The organism is Serratia sp. Res13-Sevr-LER1-36-b (assembly GCF_015673035.1).
GTDB lineage: Bacteria > Pseudomonadota > Gammaproteobacteria > Enterobacterales > Enterobacteriaceae > Chania > Chania fonticola_C.
The window spans coordinates 904,056-925,483 of sequence record NZ_JADACK010000005.1 but is presented as its reverse complement, the minus strand read 5'-3'; the positions used below and the strand labels follow the sequence as shown (position 1 = coordinate 925,483).

The following is a 21,428-nucleotide window of genomic DNA, read 5'->3' as shown; positions in this document are numbered from 1 at the left end:
CTAACAGGCCTTGACCTTCCCCTGGTGGGAAGGTTTAAGCTTTTTGTTACCGAAACTTCCCAGGAGTAGAGCCATGGCTTCCGTTTCCCTCCCATCAGGTTCCAATCAAGCGGCTCGTCTGAGCCTGCCGGTCGAAGGAATGACCTGTGCATCGTGCGTTGGCCGTGTTGAGCGCGCACTAAAAGCCGTTCCCGGCGTGCAAACGGCCACGGTCAATCTTGCCACCGAGCGGGCAGATGTCACCTTCAGCGGCGTGGCCGATCCACAAGCGGCCGTTAGTGCTATCGAGAGCGCCGGTTACGCTGTACGAGAAGAGACCACTGAACTGGCGATCGAAGAGATGACCTGCGCATCCTGCGTCGGAAGAGTTGAAAAGGCGCTGACGCAACTTCTAGGCGTCCTTTCAGCCAGCGTCAACCTGGCGACCGAGCGTGCGCGGGTACGGCACCTCGCCGGGGTTGTCTCCACCGCTGACCTTGAAGCGGCGGTTGTGCAGGCGGGTTACAAGGCCCGTCGTTTGTCTGCTGAAACGGAGAATATAAACGATCAGGATACCGAACGCCGCGAGAATGAAGCGCGTGGCTTGCGCCGCTCTTTGCTGATTGCGGGCATTCTCACGTTGCCGGTCTTTATCCTTGAGATGGGCTCGCACCTTATTCCTCCGATGCACCATTGGGTACAGGGCGTTTTGGGTGAACAGACGAGCTGGTATATACAGTTTGTACTCGCCACCCTGGTGTTGTTCGGCCCGGGCCTGCGCTTTTTCCGTAAAGGTATTCCGGCGTTGCTGCGTGGGGCTCCCGATATGAACTCGCTGGTGTCGGTGGGTACGGCAGCGGCGTACGGCTATTCGGTGGTGGCGACATTCATTCCCGAGGTACTGCCTAAGGGAACCGCTAACGTCTACTTCGAAGCAGCCGCCGTCATCGTGACCTTGATCCTGCTTGGGCGCACGTTGGAGGCTCGCGCCAAGGGGCGAACGTCGCAGGCCATCAAACGGCTGGTCGGGCTTCAGGCCAAGACCGCGCGCGTTGAACGCAACGGCGATACCGTTGAGATCCCGCTTGATCAGGTGACCACCGGTGACGTGGTGTTCGTTCGTCCAGGGGAGAAGATCCCAGTCGATGGCGAGGTCGTCGAGGGGGCATCTTATGTGGATGAGAGCATGATCACCGGTGAACCTTTACCCGTATCGAAGGGCGTAGGCGCTGCCGTTGTGGGGGGCACCATCAACAAGACCGGTGCTTTCAGCTTCCACGTCACCAAGGTCGGGGCCAATACGGTGCTGGCGCAGATCATCCGCCTGGTTGAGGAAGCGCAGGGCTCCAAGCTGCCGATCCAGGCGCTGGTCGATAAGGTGACCATGTGGTTCGTACCGGCAGTGATGGCTGCCGCCGCGCTGACCTTCCTGGTCTGGCTGATCTTTGGCCCGGAACCGGCACTGACCTTTGCGTTGGTGAATGCAGTTGCGGTACTGATTATCGCTTGCCCGTGCGCCATGGGGCTGGCTACGCCGACATCAATTATGGTCGGTACCGGGCGTGCAGCTGAACTTGGCGTGTTGTTCCGCAAGGGGGAAGCTTTGCAGGCGCTGCGTGACGTGAGCGTTATCGCCCTCGACAAGACCGGCACCTTGACCAAAGGACGCCCAGAACTCACCGATCTCGTTCCCGCTAAAGGTTTTGAGTACAGCGAAGTGCTGGCTCTGGTGGCGGCGGTTGAAACCCGCTCTGAGCACCCGATCGCCGAAGCGATTGTGTTGGCCGCCAAACAGCAAGGCATCACGCTGGCCCCCGTTGAAGGCTTCGACGCCGTGCCGGGCTTTGGCGTAACGGCCAAGGTTGATGGCAGGGTGGTCTCAGTCGGTGCGGATCGCTTCATGACGCAGCTTGGTCTTGATGTGGCGAGCTTCAAATCTGCCGCCCAGCGCCTGGGCGAACAGGGTAAGAGCCCGCTCTATGCCGCTATCGACGGTCGTTTAGCGGCGGTTATTGCGGTTGCCGATCCGATCAAGGAAACCACGCCAGAGGCTATTAAGGCGCTGCACGCACTGGGCCTCAAAGTGGCGATGATCACCGGCGACAATGCGGCAACGGCGGCAGCGATCGCCAAACAGCTCGGTATTGATGAAGTTGCGGCAGAGGTGTTGCCCGATGGCAAGGTTGCTGCGCTGAAAAAGTTCCGGGTCAACGGGGCGCGAGTGGCCTTTGTGGGGGACGGTATCAACGATGCCCCGGCGTTGGCGGAAGCGGACGTTGGGCTGGCTATCGGTACCGGTACGGATGTGGCTATCGAGGCGGCCGACGTGGTGCTGATGTCTGGCGACCTGCGCGGGGTGCCGAACGCTATCGCGCTTAGCCAGGCGACGATCCGCAACATCAAACAGAACCTGTTCTGGGCCTTTGCCTACAACGCGGTGCTGATCCCGGTGGCGGCGGGCGCGCTTTATCCGTTGAACGGCACCTTGCTTTCGCCGATCTTCGCGGCGGCGGCGATGGCGCTTTCAAGCGTCTTTGTACTCGGCAACGCGCTGCGCCTGAAGCGCTTCCAGGCTCCGATGACGATTGAGGCCTCCAGCAGAACGGCGGAAAGCGGGGCGGAGATTATCCCCGTTACCGCAAGTAAATGACCGATGTCGGGCCATTGTGACATCCCTCACCCTAACCCTCTCCCACAGGGAGAGGGGACCGACCGTGCTACAACTGGATGCAAGTGTTCACCTTAGCTCCGGAGCTTCGAGGCTCTATAAGTTGGCCTCCATACCTGAACGCAACTCCGTATCAGCTACCTCTCCTTGGGAAGAGCGGACCTGACGTTCTACAACTGGATTCAAGTGTTCACCTTAGCTCCGAAGCTTCGAGGCTGTGTCCACACCTGACCGCAGCTCCGTATCAGCTCCCTCTCCTTGGGGAGAGGGTTGGGGTGAGGGAGACCAGTAACAATAACGCTAACTGTAGCCCTATGAAGGAGTTAACGATGAATATCGGTCAAGCAGCCAAATCCTCCGGCGTTTCAGCCAAAATGATCCGTTACTACGAACAGATCGGTTTGATCCCCAAGGCCATACGCTCGGATGCGGGCTACCGCCATTACAGCGCTTCGGACGTACATAGCCTGCGCTTTATCCGCCGCTCACGCGACCTTGGGTTTTCTGTTGAGCAGATCTCGGCGCTGTTGGTGCTGTGGAACGACCGGGACCGCGCCAGCGCCGACGTCAAAGAAATGGCACTTTCCCACGTCGCGCGGCTAAAAGCCAAGATTGCCGAACTGCAGGCGATGGCAGAAACCCTCGAGTTCCTGGCCGACCACTGCCACGGTAATGACCGCCCAGACTGCCCGATCCTGGCTGATTTAGCCGAGCCAACCGCAGTAACGACAGTGCCAAATAAAGCACCAAAATTCGGTGTTGCGTCAGGTGTGCTGAAACGCGGGGAAAAGGGGTTTGCCGTTGTAGCAAAAGAGAAAATTTTGCAGAAAAACCTTTGACCTTGCCACGCTGGCAAACCTCATAGTGATCTGACACCAACCCGATGGAGATCAATATGCATCATTATTTCACTGTTCCCAATATGACCTGCGGCGGCTGCGCCAAATCCGTCACCAAGGCGCTACTGGGCGTTGACCCACAGGCCCGTATCGAAACCAATCCGGCTGCGGGCGAGGTAAAGGTCGACAGCACTTTGGCAGCAAGCGAGTTACTTGCGGTACTTGGCAAAGCGGGTTACCCGGCCCGACATATCTGAACAGCAAAGGAGAACCTGATATGAAACCTGTCAAAATGGCCATCGCCGCACTCGCGTTGGCAACGCTTTCTTTCTCTGTCATGGCGGCCACGCTGGTTGACGTTGCGCCTGCCAATCAGCAGAAAATCGGCGTGATTAGCGCCTGTTCAAGTAGCAACAGCCTGAGCAGCCTCCAGCGTGAACTGGAGAATAAGGCTAAAGCAGCCGGGGCAAGTGCCTATCGCATTATCGGCGCTTCCGGCAACAACCGTATGTGCGGTAAGGCCGAGATTTACCACTGATTGTTGTCCCAAGAGAAGCCGCTAGATGCGGCTTCACTATCCTGCATTTTGATTCCACGCTGACTATCGCAACTATTTTCTTATAGTTAACACGCTTTCTAACGCACCGCTTTGTAAAAACCGGCTCGTCACTGGTGTCACAACCACACTACGGTTGACGGGTAGGATCTTGATCCCTTCACCCAGAAATACGGGAATGGTTGTGATATGTAATTGGTCCAACTCACCAGCATCGGCGAAAAATGCCGCGGACTTACCCCCGCCAACGACCCAAACATCCTTATCTTTTGCCGCCAGTTTTGCATGCCTGGCAATATCATTAGCATTGCCACAAACTTCACTGATACCTGAGCCTTGCGGTATTGCCAGATCCTGGCTTGTCAAAATGAACGCCGGAACATCTTTATAAGGCCAGTCGCCATGGGCATTTTCCATTATCCAGCTGTAGGTTTTGCCTCCCATAATCACCGCGCCAATACTCTGGTAGAAGTCATCATAGGGTGTAGCATCATCGCCTAAAATAAAATTTGTCAGCCAGTCAAGCTCATGATCCTGGGTGGCAATATAGCCATCCATAGATGCTGCAACATAATAAATTAACTTCGACATTCTATATCCTTAATTTGCTAAACGGGCGCAACATGCAGCGCCCCTACGTTTTGTAGCCTGTTGGGTGTTGTCAGCAGTCTTGCTACTTGCGCTTCTTCGGCGAACTTCACCACTTTTTCATTAGGCGTATTAGGATGCAGGCAGGGCTGGATTCTGGGCAACCTCTTGCCTCAACGCCTCAAATGGGCACTGGCTGAATAAGTTGAGGATCTCTACCGGGGTCAAAGGACTGAGTGCCAGCGAACGGTTAAACTGGAACAGGCTGCTGGCAGTGTCGTACAAATTCGTTTCAGAAGCCGGAAATTCAGCATAGCCAAAGGTGCGGAACGGCGGCGTTTTATCGCGCACTTGAGGACACCTATCCGCGAGTTGTTCCACCCAACGAGAAAAGATTGGCCAATCTATGATGTTATCTTCCGCCAGTGCTGCCATACCGGCAAAGCACTCCTCGGTAAACACGTAGGGATGCTGCGTCAGCTTTTGCCATACGAGCCGGGCGCCTGTGCTCGGATTTGGATTAAGGAAAAACTGCCGGTTATGAGCCAGCCTGCTCAGGACAAACAGATCCATCGATTGGCTAAGCAGGGTCAATACATGGCTGGAAATGGCGCGTTCCGCCAGCTCACCTCTAACCCAGACATTGGCGTCGTCCAGTAGCTCCATCATCAACGCTTCATCTTCATGATAGCGAGAAACCAGCCGGCACCTAACCAAATGAGAAGGATCTTTGGTCAGTGACTGCAACAGGGTTTGAGAGGGATTAACCAGCCGGAAAATCATATTTTCACGTACGGTTTCATCCGGATGATGGAGAGCAATATTTGCCCAGCACGCTGGCCAACCTGGGTTGTTATCCAGCTTATCGAGGATCGGGCCAATCGGATCCATAAAATAGTCGGAGTAAACTTTGCCCGCAGCACAGTCTTGATCCGCTATCGATGCCATAGGCCGGCTGACAAGCCCCTCAATCAGCGCAGAAAAGCCTGAGGTTAACGCCTCCCATGCCAAAGTTTCGCTGGCATACTCCCAAGGCTGCCAACGCCAGACCAACTCTGGCCATATCATGCAGGGGACAATAAATGGCTGCTTGCTTTGCTGCGCCACCTGGATTTTCAGTTCCAGCGAAAGCGCAGGCAGCATATCAAGCAAGGTCTGCGTGGTGGTGTCCTTCGAGTTAGCGACGGCTTTTAAAAAACGATCCGGGAACGCCGCCCAGCCGTGTTCAATCAGCAGGGCCGAAAAATCAGGCGCATTGAGGAGCTTACTGACGGTGTTACTGCGGGCTTGGCTTAAGTCTGAGATGTCCATGGATCGCTGCTTTTGATTATTCCTTCAGTGGGGGAATACTATCCGATTCGCGGTACGCTGGATAGGCTGCACCAGCCGCGGGAAGATGACTAAACTGAATGCTAGGTTACATTGTGCCTGGAGAACTTTGATGGATGCCTCGTTACAGATTGACCAACTTATCGCAGCGCTGACCGACTGGCGTGGGAAGACCTTGGCGGAGATCCGTAAGTGCATTGTTGCGGCTGACTCGGAAATCATTGAGGAATGGAAGTGGAGAGGGAGCCCGGTGTGGTCACATCACGGCATTATCGCGGTTGCTAACGCCCATAAAGCCAAGGTAAAGCTGACCTTTTACCACGGCGCCAGCCTGGTAGATGCCGATAAGCTGTTTAACGCTGGCCTTGATGGTAACGCGTGGCGGGCGATTGATTTCTTTGCAGAGGATACGGTGGATTCAAAAGCCTTAACGGCTCTGGTGCAGGAGGCGGTTGAGTTTAATCTGCGTAAGAAGGTGAGGTAACCCAAATTCGTGATGCCATTGAGGCAAAAGACATTCATTGTGTAGCCAAAACGCCGCGGAATTGATTTTTATCAACAGTATAAAGAATGTACTACTGTTAATAGATGTTATCAGTGATAGAAGAAGCTTGGCATGGCTAAATCCTCGTTCTCTCGTTTGATGGCCGTGTGCCTGCTGGGCATTACCGGGCCGATCGTTACTGAGAGAAAAGCGTACAGGGGAACTACGCGGTATCTGCCAAGGGGAGTGGGCTCTCAAAAAATCACCACGCATATTAAAAGAGGTCATTTAAATGCTCAATAAGTCAGTGGCTATTGTATGTTTGTTAACAGTGGTGCCCGCATGTGTCGCAGGTGAAATAAATTTATACTCAATTAACACCGGCTCCTTTGTGTATCATACGATAAACAATGAGGGACAATACACGGAGAACTTTGATAACAAATTTTTCTCCGTAGAACGAAAGTTTTCTGAGGATTCAAAATATAGTATTTTAGTTGGCACAATGAAAAATAGTTTCAATGACCGCTGTATCGCACTGGGTCTGAGAAGAGACTGGATGTCTAATGACTCTGGATGGGTTTTTAAGGGTGTTTATGGGTATGTTGGTGAGTTCTTCTTTGATGCGTTCAGTCAATGTGGTAATGATGGTTCATATAAAAAGTTCAAGGATACTACCGGCGTGGGTTTCTCTCCCTATATCTATCATGCAGTTCAATACAATTTTACCAGCTACTTTGGGGTGGAAAGTGGTATTATTCTTCCCTCGATATTTGTCGTTAGCGCCCAATGGAGTTTCAGATAGTCGCACCATCAGAAAGGGGTAACTTCGTGACCATACGTTTCAGGCTCACTGTCGCAATAACATTGCTTACTGCGACACTGCCCGTATTAGCTAAAATGCCAGAAAACTTTGTCTATACCAGCTCCGGCGATCATGAAGCGGCGTCAACCATTATGGCGCGTAGCGACATTGGCGGTGCGCAGATCGTTTACAATTGGCGCTCACTCGAGCCTGAGAAGGACAAATACAACTTTTCGCAGATTGAGCAGGATCTGACTCGTCTCAAAGCAAACAAGAAAAAACTTTTCATCCAGATCCAGGATCGGTTTTTCGAACAGAATGCCCGATACGTTCCTGATTATCTGATGAATGATGCCAGGTACGGTGGTGGGATATCGCCACAATTTGACAATCCTGGCGAAGGAAAGCCGGTTGGCTCGGGGTGGGTGGCACAGCAGTGGGATCCTGCTGTGCGCCAACGTTATCAGGCTTTGTTGGCAGCGCTTGCAGAGCGTTTCGATGGCCGAGTCTATGGTGTGAACCTACCCGAAACAGCCATTGATCTTGACGAGAAAAAGCTACCCAAGGGATTTACCTGCGATAACTATTTCGCAGGCGAAATGGAAAACCTCACCTTTGCGCGCAAGGTGTTCACCAAATCACATGTGGTACAATATGTTAATTTCTGGCCGTGCGAATGGAACAACGACCACAATTACATGGGGCGACTGTTTGAGTTCGCAAGTGCCAATAATATTGGGCTCGGCGGCCCAGATATTGTTCCCAACCGCAAGGCGCAAATGAAGAACTCCTATCCGCTCTTCAACAAATACAAAAGTAAGTTGGCACTGGTTGCCATGGCTGTGCAGGAGCCGACCTTGACCTACAGGAACCCCAATACGGGCAAGCCATTCAGCAAGGACGAGTTTGTACAATTCGCAGAAGACTATCTCGGTGCAGATATCATTTTCTGGAGCACGACATCTCCCTGGTTGGCGAAGAAATAGGCATCAGTCGCTATGAAAAAGAAGCTTCACTTGCATGCTGCGCCCGTCATAATAATCAATGGGTTATGAAAATTACCAGTACATTGCAAACAAGCGTGGGCAAAGTTTTGCCAGTGTTTCCTCATCATCTTCCCAGGCTGTACCGGTTGGTTCACTCGGGAACTTAATGGCTTTATAGCAGGTTTGCTCAAATAACGCTTTTTCGTATTCAGGATAGAGCTCTTCAATAATTCGGCCTACCAGGTACGAGTAGCCTTCATGTTGTCCTTCCTCTTCGCCATCCACAATATCGGCTAGTGAGTCAGGATTTATCAGTGCGGCTTCATACACGCTTTGGCCACGCGAGATGAGCCAGTCTCTGAAATCCATAAACCCATCATCAGAGCATCCACCACCCATGATGTAGGCCGCAGACCATAAATGCCATGTGTAGGCTTGATTATGCAGTTCTGTGAAGCGCTTTTTAAATGCAATGAGCTCTTCTGGCGAAAGCTTTCGCAGTGCGCTATCTAGCGCCTGCATATTCTTTTCTGGATCTTCGATCATTGCTGTTCTGGCCTGATCAATGAGTTGCCAGAAGACTTCATCATTCATTCGTTATCTTCCTTATAACGTGCCCCGCAGGTTGCGGTGGCATGGGACAAGAGGGTGATGATATCAGCGCAACCATCAAAATCCACGACAGTTAGGATGCCTCAAGCTGTTTTAAGATTTACCCGACTTGGCGGACGGCTGGAGAAGAAGCTTGCATAAGAGGTGATCATTACGTACAGACGGAACGATTGTGAAGCCTTCATGAACAATAAATTTGTGATAGCTCATTGTTTTCAACCTTGGCGCTTGATTTTCCATGCATTAATGGCAATCTTGATACATTAGTAAAGTTGCTGGATTGGAAGCCGCATGCAGGGAGTTGGGATCTGAGGGCGCTAGCGTGTGTAATTAAGCGCTATGCGTCACTGTTATGGCTAATATGTAACCATTTCTGACCAGTAATGGAGCAAAAACTCGATTTTTGTAACACCAATGGAGAAGGTATTATGGACGAAGATACAGAGTATAACGTCGTATGGGATGAAGAAGAGGTTGAGTTCCTTAATGAACTGGCACTGGCCATACTTAAAGACAAGTGCTCTTTGTGGGCTGACTTGTTAGCCAAAATCAGCGAGGATCCTGCTAGTTTTGAAAATGAAGAGATTGATACATACGGCATTTTTGAAATCATCGAGGATGAGGGCGGCGAACTGAGAAATGGCAACCTGATGGAAATTTTTCTCCGTGTTCTCTCGGGAGAAGACCTCATTGCATATGTCGATTGGAAGTGTGAAGACGAAGAAGGGCAACTAGCACGGTTTGCAGCTAAGCGAGTTAGATCGTTAACGAAGAATGAGGATTTAGCGGCAGCGTTGGAAGCTCAGCTTTTACACTCGACACAATATGATGAAATAGAGAAAGCCTGTGAAGAGGGAGATCGTTATCTTGATGAGATCTTTGAGAGAGTTCAGCAGGCGCTAAATGAGCAGGGTTTTGAGATCGCCAATCTTAATACTGGGACAGATTCATATAATGTGTTTATTGCTACGATGGAAGGTTACGAGCAGATTGCTAATATCGACAACTCATTACTGACGGTGCAAAATTTCCTTAGCTAATGGCTAACACTAAAACAAGTTAACTTCTGATTTTAAGTAATTACCACCAATATTTTTGAAAGAAGGAGTGAATATGCGAAAAGTGACTCTTGTTGCTTACGATGAGCAGTGGCCTGACCTATTTGAAACCGAAAGCTCTCTGTTGCAGTTAGCACTTGGGAAGGTGATCTCGCGGATTCACCACGTTGGCAGCACGTCGGTACCGGGTTTGGCTGCAAAACCAGTCATAGATATACTGCTGGAGGTTGTTAGTCTGAATGCGTTGGATAACTTAAACGCTGCAATGGAACGAGCCGGATATACTGCGCGTGGTGAAAATGGTATCCCAAATCGCAGGTATTTCACCAAGGGCGGGGATCAACGTAGTCACCAAGTCCATGCTTTCGCTTTAGGCGACGCGCAAATCGTAAAGCATCTGGCATTCCGTGATTACTTGATAAAAAACAAGAAAGCAGCAGAACAGTATGCCGAGGTAAAACGTGCTATGTTGTTAGCAAGTGAAAACGATAATCATCGCTATAGCGCCTTTAAGGCGGACTTCATTGAACATCATCTTCGTCTGGCTCTAATGGACCAAGCACAATAGAAAGAGCAGCCCACCCGAATATTATGTCTAATCGTTTTAAATACTGAAGGTTTCAGATGTTATCTGAATTTAGCCATGAGTCGTTAAACGAGTAGGTCGATAGCTTTCGGGAATTTCCAGGTTTTTACCGATGGTCAGTTCTTCGCTCACCATCCTTCCAACAGTTGCCGCACAGGTTACGCCAGGGTGCATGACCGCCACGTAAATACCCGTTATATCATCAATAACCCCCATGACAGGATGTCCATCCTGCGGTACAGGTCGTTGTCCTACCGACTGCCTGAGAAGATAGGCCGATGCCGTTCCTTGTAGCCTGTTTTTTATCGCCGTGAGGGTTTCAGACGCCACTGCTTCAGTATCACCCGTAACCGGATAATCCTCGGCAGCCAGGAGATCCCCGTTAAATGCATGGCGAACTTCAATGTCATCGCCAGATATTAGGGTATTAACAATGTGTTTTGTCACGCGGTAACGCAGAAGAATGGCTGGCGAAGCCACGATCGGGAGCGAAATCCCTATCATGCTCAGCAACGAAGTTATACCCGTCCCGCAGGCCAGAATCACAAAATCCGCGTTTAACATGCCTTCCGCTGTCTCGATGCCAGTTATTCTATTTCCCTCTTGCATGAATCCGGTGACGAGCGTCTGTGTTTTCAACTCTGCACCAAGACGGCAGGCCTTATCCAGCAAGGCTCGGGTGGCCTCTGTCGGATCTATTGCGCCATCCTGAACGGCATAATGCGCCCGTGAAGGTGGGGCATTCATCGCTGGCTCAAGCCGGGATATATCAGACTGCTGAAGTATTTTCGACTCATCTTGTTCGCAAGGCGAATCGGCCCCGTAACTTAACGCGCCAACCCAACGTATACAAAGCTCCGGAATTTCTTTTTCTAACCTGTGCCAGTCTTCCGCCGACGCTCGGCGGAGAAGTGCATCAGGGGCATCGTCACTCACAGTGGTGTGGATCCAGCCAAAAGCGCTGCCGGTGGCACCAGAAGCTGGATTCGCTCGGTCGATAACGGTCACTTTTATTCCACGGCTGGCCAAATGATAAGCTATAGAGGCCCCTATAATTCCCGCCCCCACAATAATCATATTTTTTTTAGTGGAGCACATACCGTTTCCTCGTATAAAAGGGCCTACTCCTAGACATTAGCAAATCCGCCGTATCCCCTCGGCATCAGTTTTGTGGCCATTCCTGCTTCAGCAACGCATAAATCAGCTCATCGCCCCATTGGCCATCAAAGCGGTCATTCTGTCGCAAATGTGCCTCTTTACGCATGCCCAAGCGTTCGACCACGCCGATAGAGCCGCGATTCGCTGCATCAAGTCGGGCAAAAATGCGGTGGAAACCCACGTCAGTGAAGCCGCGTTCCAGTACCGAACGTACCGCTTCTGCCGCATAGCCTTTACCGGCATAAACCGGGTTGAAGATATAACCGATTTCACCTTGCAGCGCCGCGCTGCTGGCCAGCTTCAGTAACACTTCACCAATGAGTTCGCCGCTCTCTTTCAATGTGACGGCACAATAAAAAGTGTCACCATCCTCACTGAAACGTGAGGTTACGGCCTTTGCCAATCGAGTTTCCATTTGCGCCAGCTCTGGCGGTGGAGCATATAAGTAGCGGTAGACTTCAGGCAGGCGATGGTAAGCCGCATAGGCGTGGAGATCGTCAGGTGTAAAACGGCGTAGCAGCAGGCGCTCGGTGAAGAATGGCAGGGTAATCGAATGCAAGAAATTATCCTTTTCTAATGTGTTGTTATGGTGAAGGGGCTGTTATTACCAATGACCCGTTAACGTTCCAGCATAGAAAGAATATGATTTTTGGTTAGCGGGGCCAGTTGCAACGGCTGGTTGCCAGAAGGTTCAAACCATATCACTTCTTCGATTTCTGCAGCGGGGAGAAAGTGGGTCTCTTCAGTGCTGACTCTAAACATGTCAGCAATCAGCATATATCCAGGCTCATTGGCTGCAAGATCCGTAAAGCGCCCAAGAGGGACCATCTCATCAGGGTTGAAGGAGGCATTCAGTTCCTCTTGCAGTTCACGTGCAAGTGCCACCTCTGGCCGCTCACCAGATTCGATTTTTCCACCCGGTTGCATAAACCACTCCGTGTTGCGTTTTCTGACCAGAAGGACCCGGCCAGCCCGATCGGTTATGACGGCTGCAGCTATATGAATTTGCTTACTCTCTGACATTCTGAACACCGTTGTGCGGTAGAAGATCTACCCTGCATGAAGGCAACAAATGTACCAGAGTGGAGAGGGTGATTCCTAGCCTAGTCAGGCAAAGCAGATCCTCTAACCTGTGCTACGCTCTGGCTCTACAAAATCTAGAAGTGGAACTACATGATGACGAAACCTACAGCCAGCTTTCAGTCCAGTTCGTTTGTGATTGCAGTACGCGATCTCAAAAAAAGCTCTGCTTATTTTTGCGACGTCCTGGGATTTGACTTGGCATGGCCGGAGGGTATGGGCTGGCAACTAGCCACTAGGGGATGCGTGCGTATCATGTTAGGCCATTCACCAGATGCAATGCCACCCTCTGACACCGGCGATCACAACTATTTTGCTTATCTGTATGTCGATGATGCTCAGACACTTTATGAAGAGTTTGTCAGCAAGGGGGCTATCATAATGGCTCCACCCGTTGATAAACCGCATGGTATGCGTGAATTTACCGTAGGGACTCCCGAGGGGCATAGAATGGTGGTTGGCCAGGCTCTCGATTAGTGTGTATTTACCCGCTGTGAATCCTATGAAGAAACGGGCGTTTTATACTTAATCTGACACTTTCTGCTTTGGGTTGTATAAGATCTGACCGTCCGCTCAGTGCCAGGAGCGGACCTTCCTAAAGCAATTGTGTGTCAACAAAGTGGGCGCAGGTCACGGGCTTAGTTCATCGCAGGGATGTTATGGTAAATTGCTTGTCAGTTTGAAAGCTGCCTAACCAAACAACCAGGGAAAGGAGAGTAATCGGTATGACGATTTTAGTGACGATACAGGCTCAGCTCTTTGCTGGAGAAGCGCAGGTGATAAAAAGCCTGGCTCCTGAGGGTATGCTGGCCGCCGTATTTGAAGACGACGGCCAGACCGGGTATTTCTACGCGCTCGATGAGTCCGTTGAAGGAAACCCGATTCAGGATGCAGTGTATATCTACAATGTCGAGGATATTTCAGACGGCCACATTCCTTCTGACGTTAAAATCGGCTGGTCAGAAGACTGTCAGAAGTGCGTGCTCCTTATCAACGGATATCCGCATGGAGCGTTCGATTTCGTGGGGAAAAATGGGTACTGCAGAAGCGGATTTCCTCCCCCGATTAACAAGGTATGGTCTGTGTCCGGCCATGAGTGGAGCGATTCGGTGGATGACTTTTTCCGGTGAGTTACGGTGGGCTTAACGCCTGCCGTTATTATCTATTCATATTGATAATGTCACTCTGAAGGGGGCGGGCGATTTCCTGGACTTTCAGGAGATAAACTATGTATTCAGAATGTCCGCTCCTCGCTCATAGCTGCCCGTCAACGCCTTTCGGTTTAAAAAACAGGCTTAACGTGGGATGTTTTCCGTTTTCTAAGCGGATCCCTTAAACTACCCCGCGCAGGTCACAACATATGGACAATGACCATAAACGGCTGTAATCCTGGGTTTTAGACCCGTGAGTTAGAATCATTGCCAGAGGTTCATCAGTGTCTATTTATAAGAGCCCTCTATTCGGTTCGCGCTGACGCGCCAGGCGGCTCCGACGAACGAAGAGGGGGCGCGTTATTCATACGAAGGAATGTAAGATGCTTTTGCCAGATTCAAGCTTTACAAAAACCGTATATCAATCGGCATTTGAAGAATGAGTCGTCAGCTATTTGTTTCTCTGGATGGGCCCAAGGGAGCCGGTAAAACCACACTTTTGGAGGCCATTACGAAAGTACTAAGGGCAGACAACAAGAAGGTGATCCGACTTTGCGAGAAAAAAAGCGATCCCTACAGGAGGGAAACAATGGCCCTCGTTAACAAGCTCGCCAGAAATCCCTCCCTGGATTTAGAATTGGAGGTTTGTGAGCGCTTTGCTGATAGCCGTGCCTGGATTTCCCAGCAAGTGCTGACTAAACAGCCACCGGACAGCATTATCTTGATGGATCGCTGGTACCCATCGGATGCTGCGTTTCGCCGGATGGTTCCATTTGCAGAGATTTTACAGCTTAACATTGAACGAAACGTGCGAACGCCAGACCTGCATGTCGGGGTTGTTACTGCGGCTGATATTTCATGGGCAAGGGCCGCGGCCCGACCACGTGGGCTAAGTAGTACTGTGATTCATAAGCTGGAAGAGCATGTCGCTTGTACCAAGGCGTTCGAGCGAGAAATTGCAGAGAACGGCTGGGTTTTATGCCGAAATGAAGGAACGATCGAAGACGCAACGATGAAGGTGATTTCTGAGATTTACAGAGTGCTTGGATGCCCCATAGGCATCGGTTTTGCGGGCTGAGCTCCCGCCGCATGCCGCCAGTAATTACGGCAACCTATTCCGTCACTCTCCGCCCCAGCGTGAGCCTAAGATTTGTATTGCGTTTCACTTTCAAAACGGGCAGGCATTATAGGCTTTGATTAACTCATCACTAATAGGATGAACAAAATGCAGCTCACTGGCGTGCAGCATCAGCCGCGGCGTCCTTTCGGTGCCAGGTATCAGGAGGCCGCCATACAGGTCACAGCCCAAAATAGGGTGGCCCAACTGTTGGCAGTGAATGCGTAGTTGATGGGTGCGCCCGGTCTCCGGGGTTAGCTCTACCCGCGTCAAAGGCAGTAACGTCCCGTCTTCCAACTCGTGATACAAACGCTCAACGACACGATAGCGGGAGCGAGCTGGCTTGCCGTGAATTGAGCAGATCGACATCAGCGGGAACAGCGCCGGGTCTTTGGCAATCGCAGCGTCTATCACCCCGTTGTTGTCTTTCAGGTGTCCACAGAGCAGTGCGCTGTAAACTTTGGTCACGGTGCGCTGGCTGAACTGTTGGCATAGGGCGGCGTTGATAGCCTTGTTGCGGGCAACTACCATCAGCCCGGAAGTGCCGAAATCAAGGCGGTGAATCAGGGTACAGCCGGGGAATATCTTTACCAGCCGATAATGTACCGAATCGAGATTTTGCGGATTCTTCCCGGAGAGGCTGAGCAGCCCGGTTGGCTTATTGATAAGCACCAGGTGATCGTCCTGATAGAGGATCTCTATCTCCTCATGACACGGCGGGGCAATAAAGGTATCGAAAATCGTAGACATCAGGCTGCCGGATGGGGAGTGGATGTGGATAATAACGAATTTTCAGCTGGCTGGCGAATCTGGCTGTTAGCCTAATGGATCAACGGTAATTTTTGATGAAAGTGATACTTGTACGACACGCGCAAACGGAATGGAATCAGCGCGGCATTATCCAGGGACATATGGATAGCCCAGTAACGAAGCGAGGTGCGCTCGAGACATCAGCGTTACTTGAAGCGTTAACAGACGCTGCTTACCCTACAGACTGTGTCTACGCATCTCCCCTTGGTCGTGCCTGGCATATGGGGCACTGCCCGTTGGTTGCTGAACCCGCGCTGAAAGAGCAGGCATTCGGTCATTATGAAGGGATGACACGGGAGCAAATACAATCTGACTATCCCCGTGAAGCAGAGTCGCTATTTGCGCGAGATGCGCAGTTTTGTCCCCCTGACGGCGAATCACTGACACAGGCTTCTCAGCGAGTTATCAATTTTTTGCACAGCCAACAAGCGGTAGCTCCACACCAGACAATATGCATAGTGTCTCACGGCCAAGTCAGCCAGGGCGTTCTGGCATTGCTCAAAGAGGGAAGAATCGACAATTTTTCCAGTTATGCTCAACCGAACGCGAGCTACTCTGTTTTAGACCTGGCTGGGGATAAATGCGTCACTCTCCGATGGGGGATCGCAACACATTTACTTAAGCTGTTGTGATTCATCTGAGCAATTATTAAGACCGGGAAAGCGCACCCGGTTACTATGCCGATATTCTGTGAGTTATCGCCACAGCTAAATGTGCAACTGACCATTTATCAGCGTGCAACTCTGCCCACCAACCCAAGGCTCACCGTCAATAAAACGAACGCTAACCCGGCCATCTCGATGCAGTTGGGTACCTTGTCGAACCTGATACCCCTTGGCCGTCGAGCCACCATCGGGGAAGTTATTGGCTTTCAACAAACGGGCCAGGCAAGCATTGGCACTGCCAGTCACTGGGTCTTCAACCAACTTGTCCCATTCAACCAGAAACGCTCGCATTTCATAATCTGCTGGTTCACCCGATGAATAGCTACCATAAATCACCACGCCATCAACATGATGATCAGTTTGCAGCTGTTTAATCATGGCTTGATTCGGCGTCATCGTCAGGCAGGATTGAGCGCTTGGCATACGTACCATCAGCCAGCGAATACCCATGTCGGCAATCACCGGCATCGTATCGGCTTGAATAACCGCAGGCAGAAAAGCGGCCGTTAGCGTTTCCCTTTCTTCTGAAGTCAGCGTTCGAAGCGTTACCGCAGGTGCAGCAAACGCCAGCGTTCCTTCAGGTGAGATATTGACCGCAACCAGACCAACCCCGCATTCTTGCATCACCACACCCGGCTGTTTGGTCACCAGCCCAGCCTCCAGTAATGCATGAGCCGTACCCAATGTCGGATGCCCGGCAAAGGGTAGCTCTTTTTCCGGGGTAAAAATGCGCACCTGATAATCTGCCAGCGGATTAGTCGGTTTGAAAACAAACGTCGTTTCCGAAAGGTTGGTCCAGCGAGCTAATGAAAGCATCTGCATCTCATTCAAGCCCTCTGCCTCCAGGATCACCGCCAAGGGATTTCCCTGCAATGGCGAAGTGGTAAATACATCCACCTGTTTATAGGCGCGAGGTTTCACATCATCTTTTCTGAGCATTTGCCGTAATCCGCTAGATACAAGGCTTGATGATAGCGCTATTAAATGACAGACATCAATTGCTAATACCTTAAATTGGTTGGGTTTTATGATAACCAGACACTGGCCGTGGTGTTACACGCGGAATTTAACGATTGATTTAGCACTATCGGTTATCATCCAAACCAATAGAAAAACTTTTAACAGATGCTAAATTTTACCGTTTGCCGCCCAACATCAAGTTCTACAAACTAAGCGCGTCTGATAGAACCCTTAACCCTCAATTACGGAAAATCGCAATGTTGAAGAAATCCCTATCCTGTGTGCTGTTGCTCGCCACCTCAGGTTCAGTGTTTGCAGCTGCGCAAACGGAAAAACAAATAGCCGACATTGTAAATCGCACCGTTGCGCCATTGATGAAAGAGCAGGCCATTCCCGGCATGGCCGTGGCGGTGATTTATCAGGGCCAACCTTACTACTTCACCTGGGGATTGGCAGACGTTGCCGGCAAGAAGCCAGTCACGCAGCAGACCTTATTCGAGCTCGGTTCGGTCAGTAAAACGTTCACAGGGGTACTGGGCGGAGATGCTATTGCTCGCGGTGAAATCAACCTTGGCGATCCGGCGAGCAAGTACTGGCCAGCGCTGTCGGGCAAGCAATGGCAAGGGATCACTTTGCTGCACCTGGCGACCTATACCGCCGGTGGCTTACCGTTGCAGATACCGGAAAACGTTACCGATGAAGCATTGCTGCTGAATTACTATCAAACTTGGCAACCGCAATGGGCTCCAGGCACCAAGCGCCTTTACTCGAACGCCAGTATTGGTCTGTTTGGCGCACTGATGGTTAAACCGTCAGGCATGAGTTTTGATCAGGCGATGACCAAACGCGTGTTCCAACCGTTGAAGCTATCGCAAACCTGGATAAACGTGCCGCAGCAGGAAGATAAACACTACGCCTGGGGCTATCGCGATGGGAAGGCGGTTCGCGTTTCTCCGGGCATGCTTGATGCCGAAGCCTACGGCGTGAAGTCGTCGATAGAGGATATGGCAAGCTGGGTGCAGGCCAACATGGAGCCTGCCAACGTGAAGGATGCCTCGTTGCAGAAGGGGATTACGCTTGCCCAGTCGCGCTACTGGCATGCCGGTGATATGTATCAAGGTCTGGGTTGGGAAATGCTGAACTGGCCGGTTAAAGAGAAAACCGTGGTCGAGGGTAGCGATAATAAAAACGCATTGGCACCGCTGAGCGTCACAAAAATCACTCCGCCAGCGCCACCATCAAGCGCCTCTTGGGTACATAAAACCGGCTCGACCGGCGGGTTTGGCAGCTACGTAGCCTTCATTCCTCAACAGGATCTCGGCATCGTGATGCTGGCGAACAAAAATTATCCTAATCCTGTGCGCGTTGAGGCGGCTTACCGCATTCTTGAGGCGTTGCAGAAGTAATTTTTTAGCCCGGTATTCTCAGGGGGCACATTGCCCCCTAAAACTCTCAACTACCCCAGCGACTTTTCAGGTAATTCACGGCCTGCTGGGTCTGAGGTTGATTAAGATAATCCTCTCTGAACAGGATCGTACCTTTAATTTGCGATACGGACTCGTTCAAATCCAGCTGCTTTTGTAGCTCCAGCACGCCACCGTTGACCATCCAATCAGGCTCGTTCTTTGACGGAATACCCACTTTATACAGCGCCACACCGATATAAAGACGCGTATTGGTGGCGGTCACCACATTGGCCCACCATTTGGCGAGCACATCATAACGGGCCGCGTCACGCGCGAAGGGCCAATACAGCTGTGGGGCAATGTAATCCAGCAGCCCAAGCTGTACCCAACTGCGGGTGTCAGCATAAGATTCATCATATGCCGCTGCACCTCGCGTATTGGAACCTGCCACATCGTGTGAGTGGTTACGCCATACGCCAGAAGGGCTGACACCAAATTCAACGTCGGGTTTCAACTTTTTGATCGTACGAGAAACTTGCCCAACCAATTGCTTGGTGTTGTCTCGCCGCCAGTCCGCTTTGGAGCCAAAATGTTGACCATACTTTTTGAACGTCTGGCTGTCGTTGAGCACAGAACCAGGGGACTCAGCATAGAAATAATCATCAAACTGCACGCCATCAATATCATAATTGGCAACCACCTCCGCGACGATGCTGGTGATCCAGTCCCGCACCTCTGGGATACCTGGGTCGAGCACGAATCGGTCGCCTGCGGTGCGGATCCAGTCAGGGTGTAGCACATAGACGCTGGCTGGCTGCTGCGACAATGTGCGGTTCAGTTTATCAATGGTTACTGGTTTGGTGTTAACGGACACTCGGTAGGGGTTAAACCAGGCATGGACTTTCATGCCGCGCTTGTGAGCTTCATCCAGCATAAACTGCAGCGGATCATAGCCTGGGTTGTCGCCGATATTCCCCGTCAGCACATCTGACCATGGCAAAATTTTTGATGCCCAGAGGGCAGTGCCATCAGGCTTAACCTGGAAAAAAACGGTGTTAATACCCAGCGTCTTCAGTTTATCCAGCTTGCCCTTCAGTGCTTCCTGCTGTTGGCGAATGCGGATGTCTGGGCTGCTGGCATTGACCGATGTCACTGGTGGCCAATCGAGGCGGGAAACGGTTGCCAGCCAAACGCCGCGCACCGGTTCCTGGCTTTGCCCTGATTTATCCGAGTGTGGCTGTTTTGCCACCGAAGGCAACGGAGTGACTAAGGATTTCGCAGGTTCAGAGGTGCAACTGGCCAGTGAAAGCACACCGGCAAGAAGTACGCCCAGTTGTTTAACTTTGGTAAAGCTATGAGAACAGGCGATGATTCGCTCCGGCTTCTATTGATTACTCATTGGGGAGAGCCCCAACACAATCTTATCATTCTCTTATTATTCGAATTTTAGTCAATACCGGTAGGCCGGATTGATTAAACGCTAGCCTACTGTCGTGACCCGCGGCATCGTTTCATCAGCGTTTTGACGATTCATATTGACGCTCTCTTGGAGGCTGCAAACCGCTATCAGAGCGAGATGAGGTATACGGGACGGCCAATCAGTTACCGAAAACTCATGGGGACAACGTTGCGGGTCAAGGGGTTGGAGTACGACCGTTAATCTACCGTTTAAATCCTCTACACTATTATTAGTCACTCACATTATTAAAGGGAAAGATCATGAAAGCACATTACCTGACCGTGGCCTTGGCATTTGGCTTGTTTAGCCTACCAGCAGTCGCAGGGAATTCAGACGCTGTCGCGGTATATTCCACACAACAAAGCCAGGGTTCTGCCGCGATCGGCAGCCATGTCTTCTATACCAAAGATTTCACCGTTGCCGTGACTAACCTGTCCGATAAAGATATCGATCTCAGTAAGTTATGTTTACAAGCGTCCTCTGCTAACGGTAAAGTGTTTGAACTAGACACCGTCGATGAAAAGCTAATGTCTGGGATTTTAAAGCCTAAAGCGATGGTAAAGGGATTGGCCGTATTCGCGTCGAATGACGAGAGTGTTTATAACGCCTCGTTGGTGAAAATGAGTGATAAGTGCCAATAGGGTTATATTTCCTACAGGATCAGGAGCACTTATAAAATAACTTCTTCAATTTAACTAAAGAATCTTTTATGAACAAACGCCTATTTGCTGTTTTTCCCGCCATTATTCTTTCAGGCTGTGCTGCCACATGGGAACCGTTAGGTACGCCAACACTGCCCCTGCAAGAGGCGAATAACCTTTGCGATACTGAGTCATTAGCTCAGTATCCGGTTAAAAATGAGGTCGCTACCAGAAGCGTTGAAAAGCAGGTTTCATTGAAATGCAATAAAGATGACGATGGATGTAACAGCAGTGGTTATAAATATGAAAATAAACTAGGCGTTGAAAGCTATCCCTTGGACGTAAATATAAACAGCCGGAAAGCCGCATTTACTGCCTGCATGGCAAAAAAGGGCTGGAAAAACACCAGCTGGCTATAAAAGAGTTGTGTTCCGGGCTGATACAACGCCCGGAGCTCGCCCTTTGTGAGGCGACCGAACGTGCCACTATTT

General features: G+C 51.0%; 25 protein-coding genes. 16 read left to right on the top strand and 9 right to left on the bottom strand.

Going from position 1 to position 21,428, the window contains the following annotated elements; all coding sequences use genetic code 11:
* Positions 1 to 73: 73 nt before the first annotated feature.
* The 4 genes from IMQ33_RS05345 (at position 74) to IMQ33_RS05330 (ending at position 4,024) form a co-directional block, all read left to right on the top strand.
* Complete coding sequence (locus tag IMQ33_RS05345; protein ID WP_196063021.1) at positions 74 to 2,629, top strand: heavy metal translocating P-type ATPase; 2,556 nt, start codon at positions 74 to 76, stop codon at positions 2,627 to 2,629.
* A gap of 347 nt (positions 2,630 to 2,976) precedes the next feature.
* Positions 2,977 to 3,486 carry a Cu(I)-responsive transcriptional regulator gene (gene cueR, locus IMQ33_RS05340; RefSeq protein WP_083196374.1) on the top strand — a complete coding sequence of 170 codons (510 nt, stop codon included), beginning with the start codon at positions 2,977 to 2,979 and terminating at the stop codon, positions 3,484 to 3,486.
* 56 nt (positions 3,487 to 3,542) lie between these two features.
* Positions 3,543 to 3,743: a heavy-metal-associated domain-containing protein gene (locus tag IMQ33_RS05335; protein WP_196063020.1), complete on the top strand. Its 201-nt coding sequence runs from the start codon at positions 3,543 to 3,545 to the stop codon at positions 3,741 to 3,743.
* 20 nt (positions 3,744 to 3,763) lie between these two features.
* Positions 3,764 to 4,024, top strand: coding sequence for a YdgH/BhsA/McbA-like domain containing protein (locus IMQ33_RS05330; protein WP_196063019.1), 261 nt, complete (start codon positions 3,764 to 3,766; stop codon positions 4,022 to 4,024).
* Between the two features lie 72 nt (positions 4,025 to 4,096).
* On the opposite strand, the gene IMQ33_RS05325 is transcribed toward IMQ33_RS05330, so the two are convergent.
* Together IMQ33_RS05325 and IMQ33_RS05320 are read right to left on the bottom strand one after the other, a co-directional pair.
* Positions 4,097 to 4,633: a dihydrofolate reductase family protein gene (locus IMQ33_RS05325; protein ID WP_196063018.1), complete on the bottom strand. Its 537-nt coding sequence runs from the start codon at positions 4,631 to 4,633 to the stop codon at positions 4,097 to 4,099.
* A gap of 129 nt (positions 4,634 to 4,762) precedes the next feature.
* On the bottom strand, positions 4,763 to 5,941 hold the full coding sequence (locus IMQ33_RS05320) for a hypothetical protein (RefSeq protein WP_196063017.1): 1,179 nt from the start codon (positions 5,939 to 5,941) through the stop codon (positions 4,763 to 4,765).
* A gap of 130 nt (positions 5,942 to 6,071) precedes the next feature.
* Here IMQ33_RS05320 and IMQ33_RS05315 point away from each other — a divergent pair, with 130 nt between their 5' ends.
* The 3 genes from IMQ33_RS05315 (at position 6,072) to IMQ33_RS05305 (ending at position 8,234) form a co-directional block, all read left to right on the top strand.
* Entirely contained in the window at positions 6,072 to 6,443 is a 372-nt protein-coding gene (locus tag IMQ33_RS05315; protein ID WP_065684937.1) for a DUF1801 domain-containing protein, read from the top strand.
* Between the two features lie 292 nt (positions 6,444 to 6,735).
* Entirely contained in the window at positions 6,736 to 7,248 is a 513-nt protein-coding gene (locus IMQ33_RS05310; protein WP_065684938.1) for a hypothetical protein, read from the top strand.
* A 95-nt stretch (positions 7,249 to 7,343) separates the two neighbouring features.
* On the top strand, positions 7,344 to 8,234 hold the full coding sequence (locus IMQ33_RS05305) for a hypothetical protein (RefSeq protein WP_230326870.1): 891 nt from the start codon (positions 7,344 to 7,346) through the stop codon (positions 8,232 to 8,234).
* A gap of 72 nt (positions 8,235 to 8,306) precedes the next feature.
* Here the strand turns inward: IMQ33_RS05305 and IMQ33_RS05300 are convergent, their stop codons facing one another.
* Positions 8,307 to 8,828, bottom strand: coding sequence for a DUF4240 domain-containing protein (locus IMQ33_RS05300; RefSeq protein WP_196063015.1), 522 nt, complete (start codon positions 8,826 to 8,828; stop codon positions 8,307 to 8,309).
* Positions 8,829 to 9,274: 446 nt separating this feature from the next.
* On the opposite strand from IMQ33_RS05300, the gene IMQ33_RS05295 reads away from it, so the two are divergent.
* Both IMQ33_RS05295 and IMQ33_RS05290 read left to right on the top strand, forming a co-directional pair.
* The gene (locus IMQ33_RS05295) at positions 9,275 to 9,886 is read left to right on the top strand and encodes a cytoplasmic protein (protein WP_196063014.1); all 612 of its coding nucleotides are present in this window, start codon (positions 9,275 to 9,277) and stop codon (positions 9,884 to 9,886) included.
* Between the two features lie 73 nt (positions 9,887 to 9,959).
* On the top strand, positions 9,960 to 10,472 hold the full coding sequence (locus IMQ33_RS05290; RefSeq protein WP_161711592.1) for a GrpB family protein: 513 nt from the start codon (positions 9,960 to 9,962) through the stop codon (positions 10,470 to 10,472).
* A gap of 69 nt (positions 10,473 to 10,541) precedes the next feature.
* Here IMQ33_RS05290 and IMQ33_RS05285 read toward each other — a convergent pair whose 3' ends face one another.
* The 3 genes from IMQ33_RS05285 to IMQ33_RS05275 all read right to left on the bottom strand — a co-directional run bounded on the left by IMQ33_RS05285 (position 10,542) and on the right by IMQ33_RS05275 (position 12,671).
* Entirely contained in the window at positions 10,542 to 11,588 is a 1,047-nt protein-coding gene (locus IMQ33_RS05285; protein ID WP_196063013.1) for an FAD-binding oxidoreductase, read from the bottom strand.
* 64 nt (positions 11,589 to 11,652) lie between these two features.
* On the bottom strand, positions 11,653 to 12,207 hold the full coding sequence (locus IMQ33_RS05280; RefSeq protein WP_065684941.1) for a GNAT family N-acetyltransferase: 555 nt from the start codon (positions 12,205 to 12,207) through the stop codon (positions 11,653 to 11,655).
* 59 nt (positions 12,208 to 12,266) lie between these two features.
* On the bottom strand, positions 12,267 to 12,671 hold the full coding sequence (locus tag IMQ33_RS05275; protein ID WP_098931118.1) for an NUDIX domain-containing protein: 405 nt from the start codon (positions 12,669 to 12,671) through the stop codon (positions 12,267 to 12,269).
* A gap of 150 nt (positions 12,672 to 12,821) precedes the next feature.
* Between IMQ33_RS05275 and IMQ33_RS05270 the strand changes: the two genes are divergently transcribed.
* From IMQ33_RS05270 to IMQ33_RS05260, 3 genes are all read left to right on the top strand, one after another.
* Positions 12,822 to 13,205, top strand: coding sequence for a VOC family protein (locus IMQ33_RS05270; protein WP_196063012.1), 384 nt, complete (start codon positions 12,822 to 12,824; stop codon positions 13,203 to 13,205).
* 248 nt (positions 13,206 to 13,453) lie between these two features.
* Entirely contained in the window at positions 13,454 to 13,858 is a 405-nt protein-coding gene (locus tag IMQ33_RS05265) for a DUF2251 domain-containing protein (protein ID WP_196063011.1), read from the top strand.
* Positions 13,859 to 14,318: 460 nt separating this feature from the next.
* Positions 14,319 to 14,957 carry a dTMP kinase gene (locus tag IMQ33_RS05260; RefSeq protein ID WP_098931121.1) on the top strand — a complete coding sequence of 213 codons (639 nt, stop codon included), beginning with the start codon at positions 14,319 to 14,321 and terminating at the stop codon, positions 14,955 to 14,957.
* Between the two features lie 90 nt (positions 14,958 to 15,047).
* Here IMQ33_RS05260 and IMQ33_RS05255 read toward each other — a convergent pair whose 3' ends face one another.
* Positions 15,048 to 15,746, bottom strand: coding sequence for an RluA family pseudouridine synthase (locus IMQ33_RS05255; RefSeq protein ID WP_161711523.1), 699 nt, complete (start codon positions 15,744 to 15,746; stop codon positions 15,048 to 15,050).
* Between the two features lie 95 nt (positions 15,747 to 15,841).
* Here IMQ33_RS05255 and IMQ33_RS05250 point away from each other — a divergent pair, with 95 nt between their 5' ends.
* On the top strand, positions 15,842 to 16,438 hold the full coding sequence (locus tag IMQ33_RS05250; RefSeq protein WP_196063010.1) for a histidine phosphatase family protein: 597 nt from the start codon (positions 15,842 to 15,844) through the stop codon (positions 16,436 to 16,438).
* A gap of 75 nt (positions 16,439 to 16,513) precedes the next feature.
* On the opposite strand, the gene IMQ33_RS05245 is transcribed toward IMQ33_RS05250, so the two are convergent.
* Entirely contained in the window at positions 16,514 to 17,410 is an 897-nt protein-coding gene (locus IMQ33_RS05245; RefSeq protein ID WP_196063009.1) for a PhzF family phenazine biosynthesis protein, read from the bottom strand.
* A gap of 278 nt (positions 17,411 to 17,688) precedes the next feature.
* Here IMQ33_RS05245 and blaSFDC point away from each other — a divergent pair, with 278 nt between their 5' ends.
* Complete coding sequence (gene blaSFDC / locus IMQ33_RS05240) at positions 17,689 to 18,837, top strand: SFDC family class C beta-lactamase (RefSeq protein WP_196063008.1); 1,149 nt, start codon at positions 17,689 to 17,691, stop codon at positions 18,835 to 18,837.
* 46 nt (positions 18,838 to 18,883) lie between these two features.
* Here blaSFDC and IMQ33_RS05235 read toward each other — a convergent pair whose 3' ends face one another.
* Positions 18,884 to 20,209 carry a glycoside hydrolase family 10 protein gene (locus IMQ33_RS05235; RefSeq protein WP_370573277.1) on the bottom strand — a complete coding sequence of 442 codons (1,326 nt, stop codon included), beginning with the start codon at positions 20,207 to 20,209 and terminating at the stop codon, positions 18,884 to 18,886.
* 347 nt (positions 20,210 to 20,556) lie between these two features.
* Between IMQ33_RS05235 and IMQ33_RS05230 the strand changes: the two genes are divergently transcribed.
* Both IMQ33_RS05230 and IMQ33_RS05225 read left to right on the top strand, forming a co-directional pair.
* On the top strand, positions 20,557 to 20,937 hold the full coding sequence (locus IMQ33_RS05230) for a DUF4354 family protein (protein WP_098931127.1): 381 nt from the start codon (positions 20,557 to 20,559) through the stop codon (positions 20,935 to 20,937).
* A gap of 68 nt (positions 20,938 to 21,005) precedes the next feature.
* Entirely contained in the window at positions 21,006 to 21,356 is a 351-nt protein-coding gene (locus IMQ33_RS05225; protein WP_065685012.1) for a hypothetical protein, read from the top strand.
* Positions 21,357 to 21,428 lie beyond the last annotated feature (72 nt).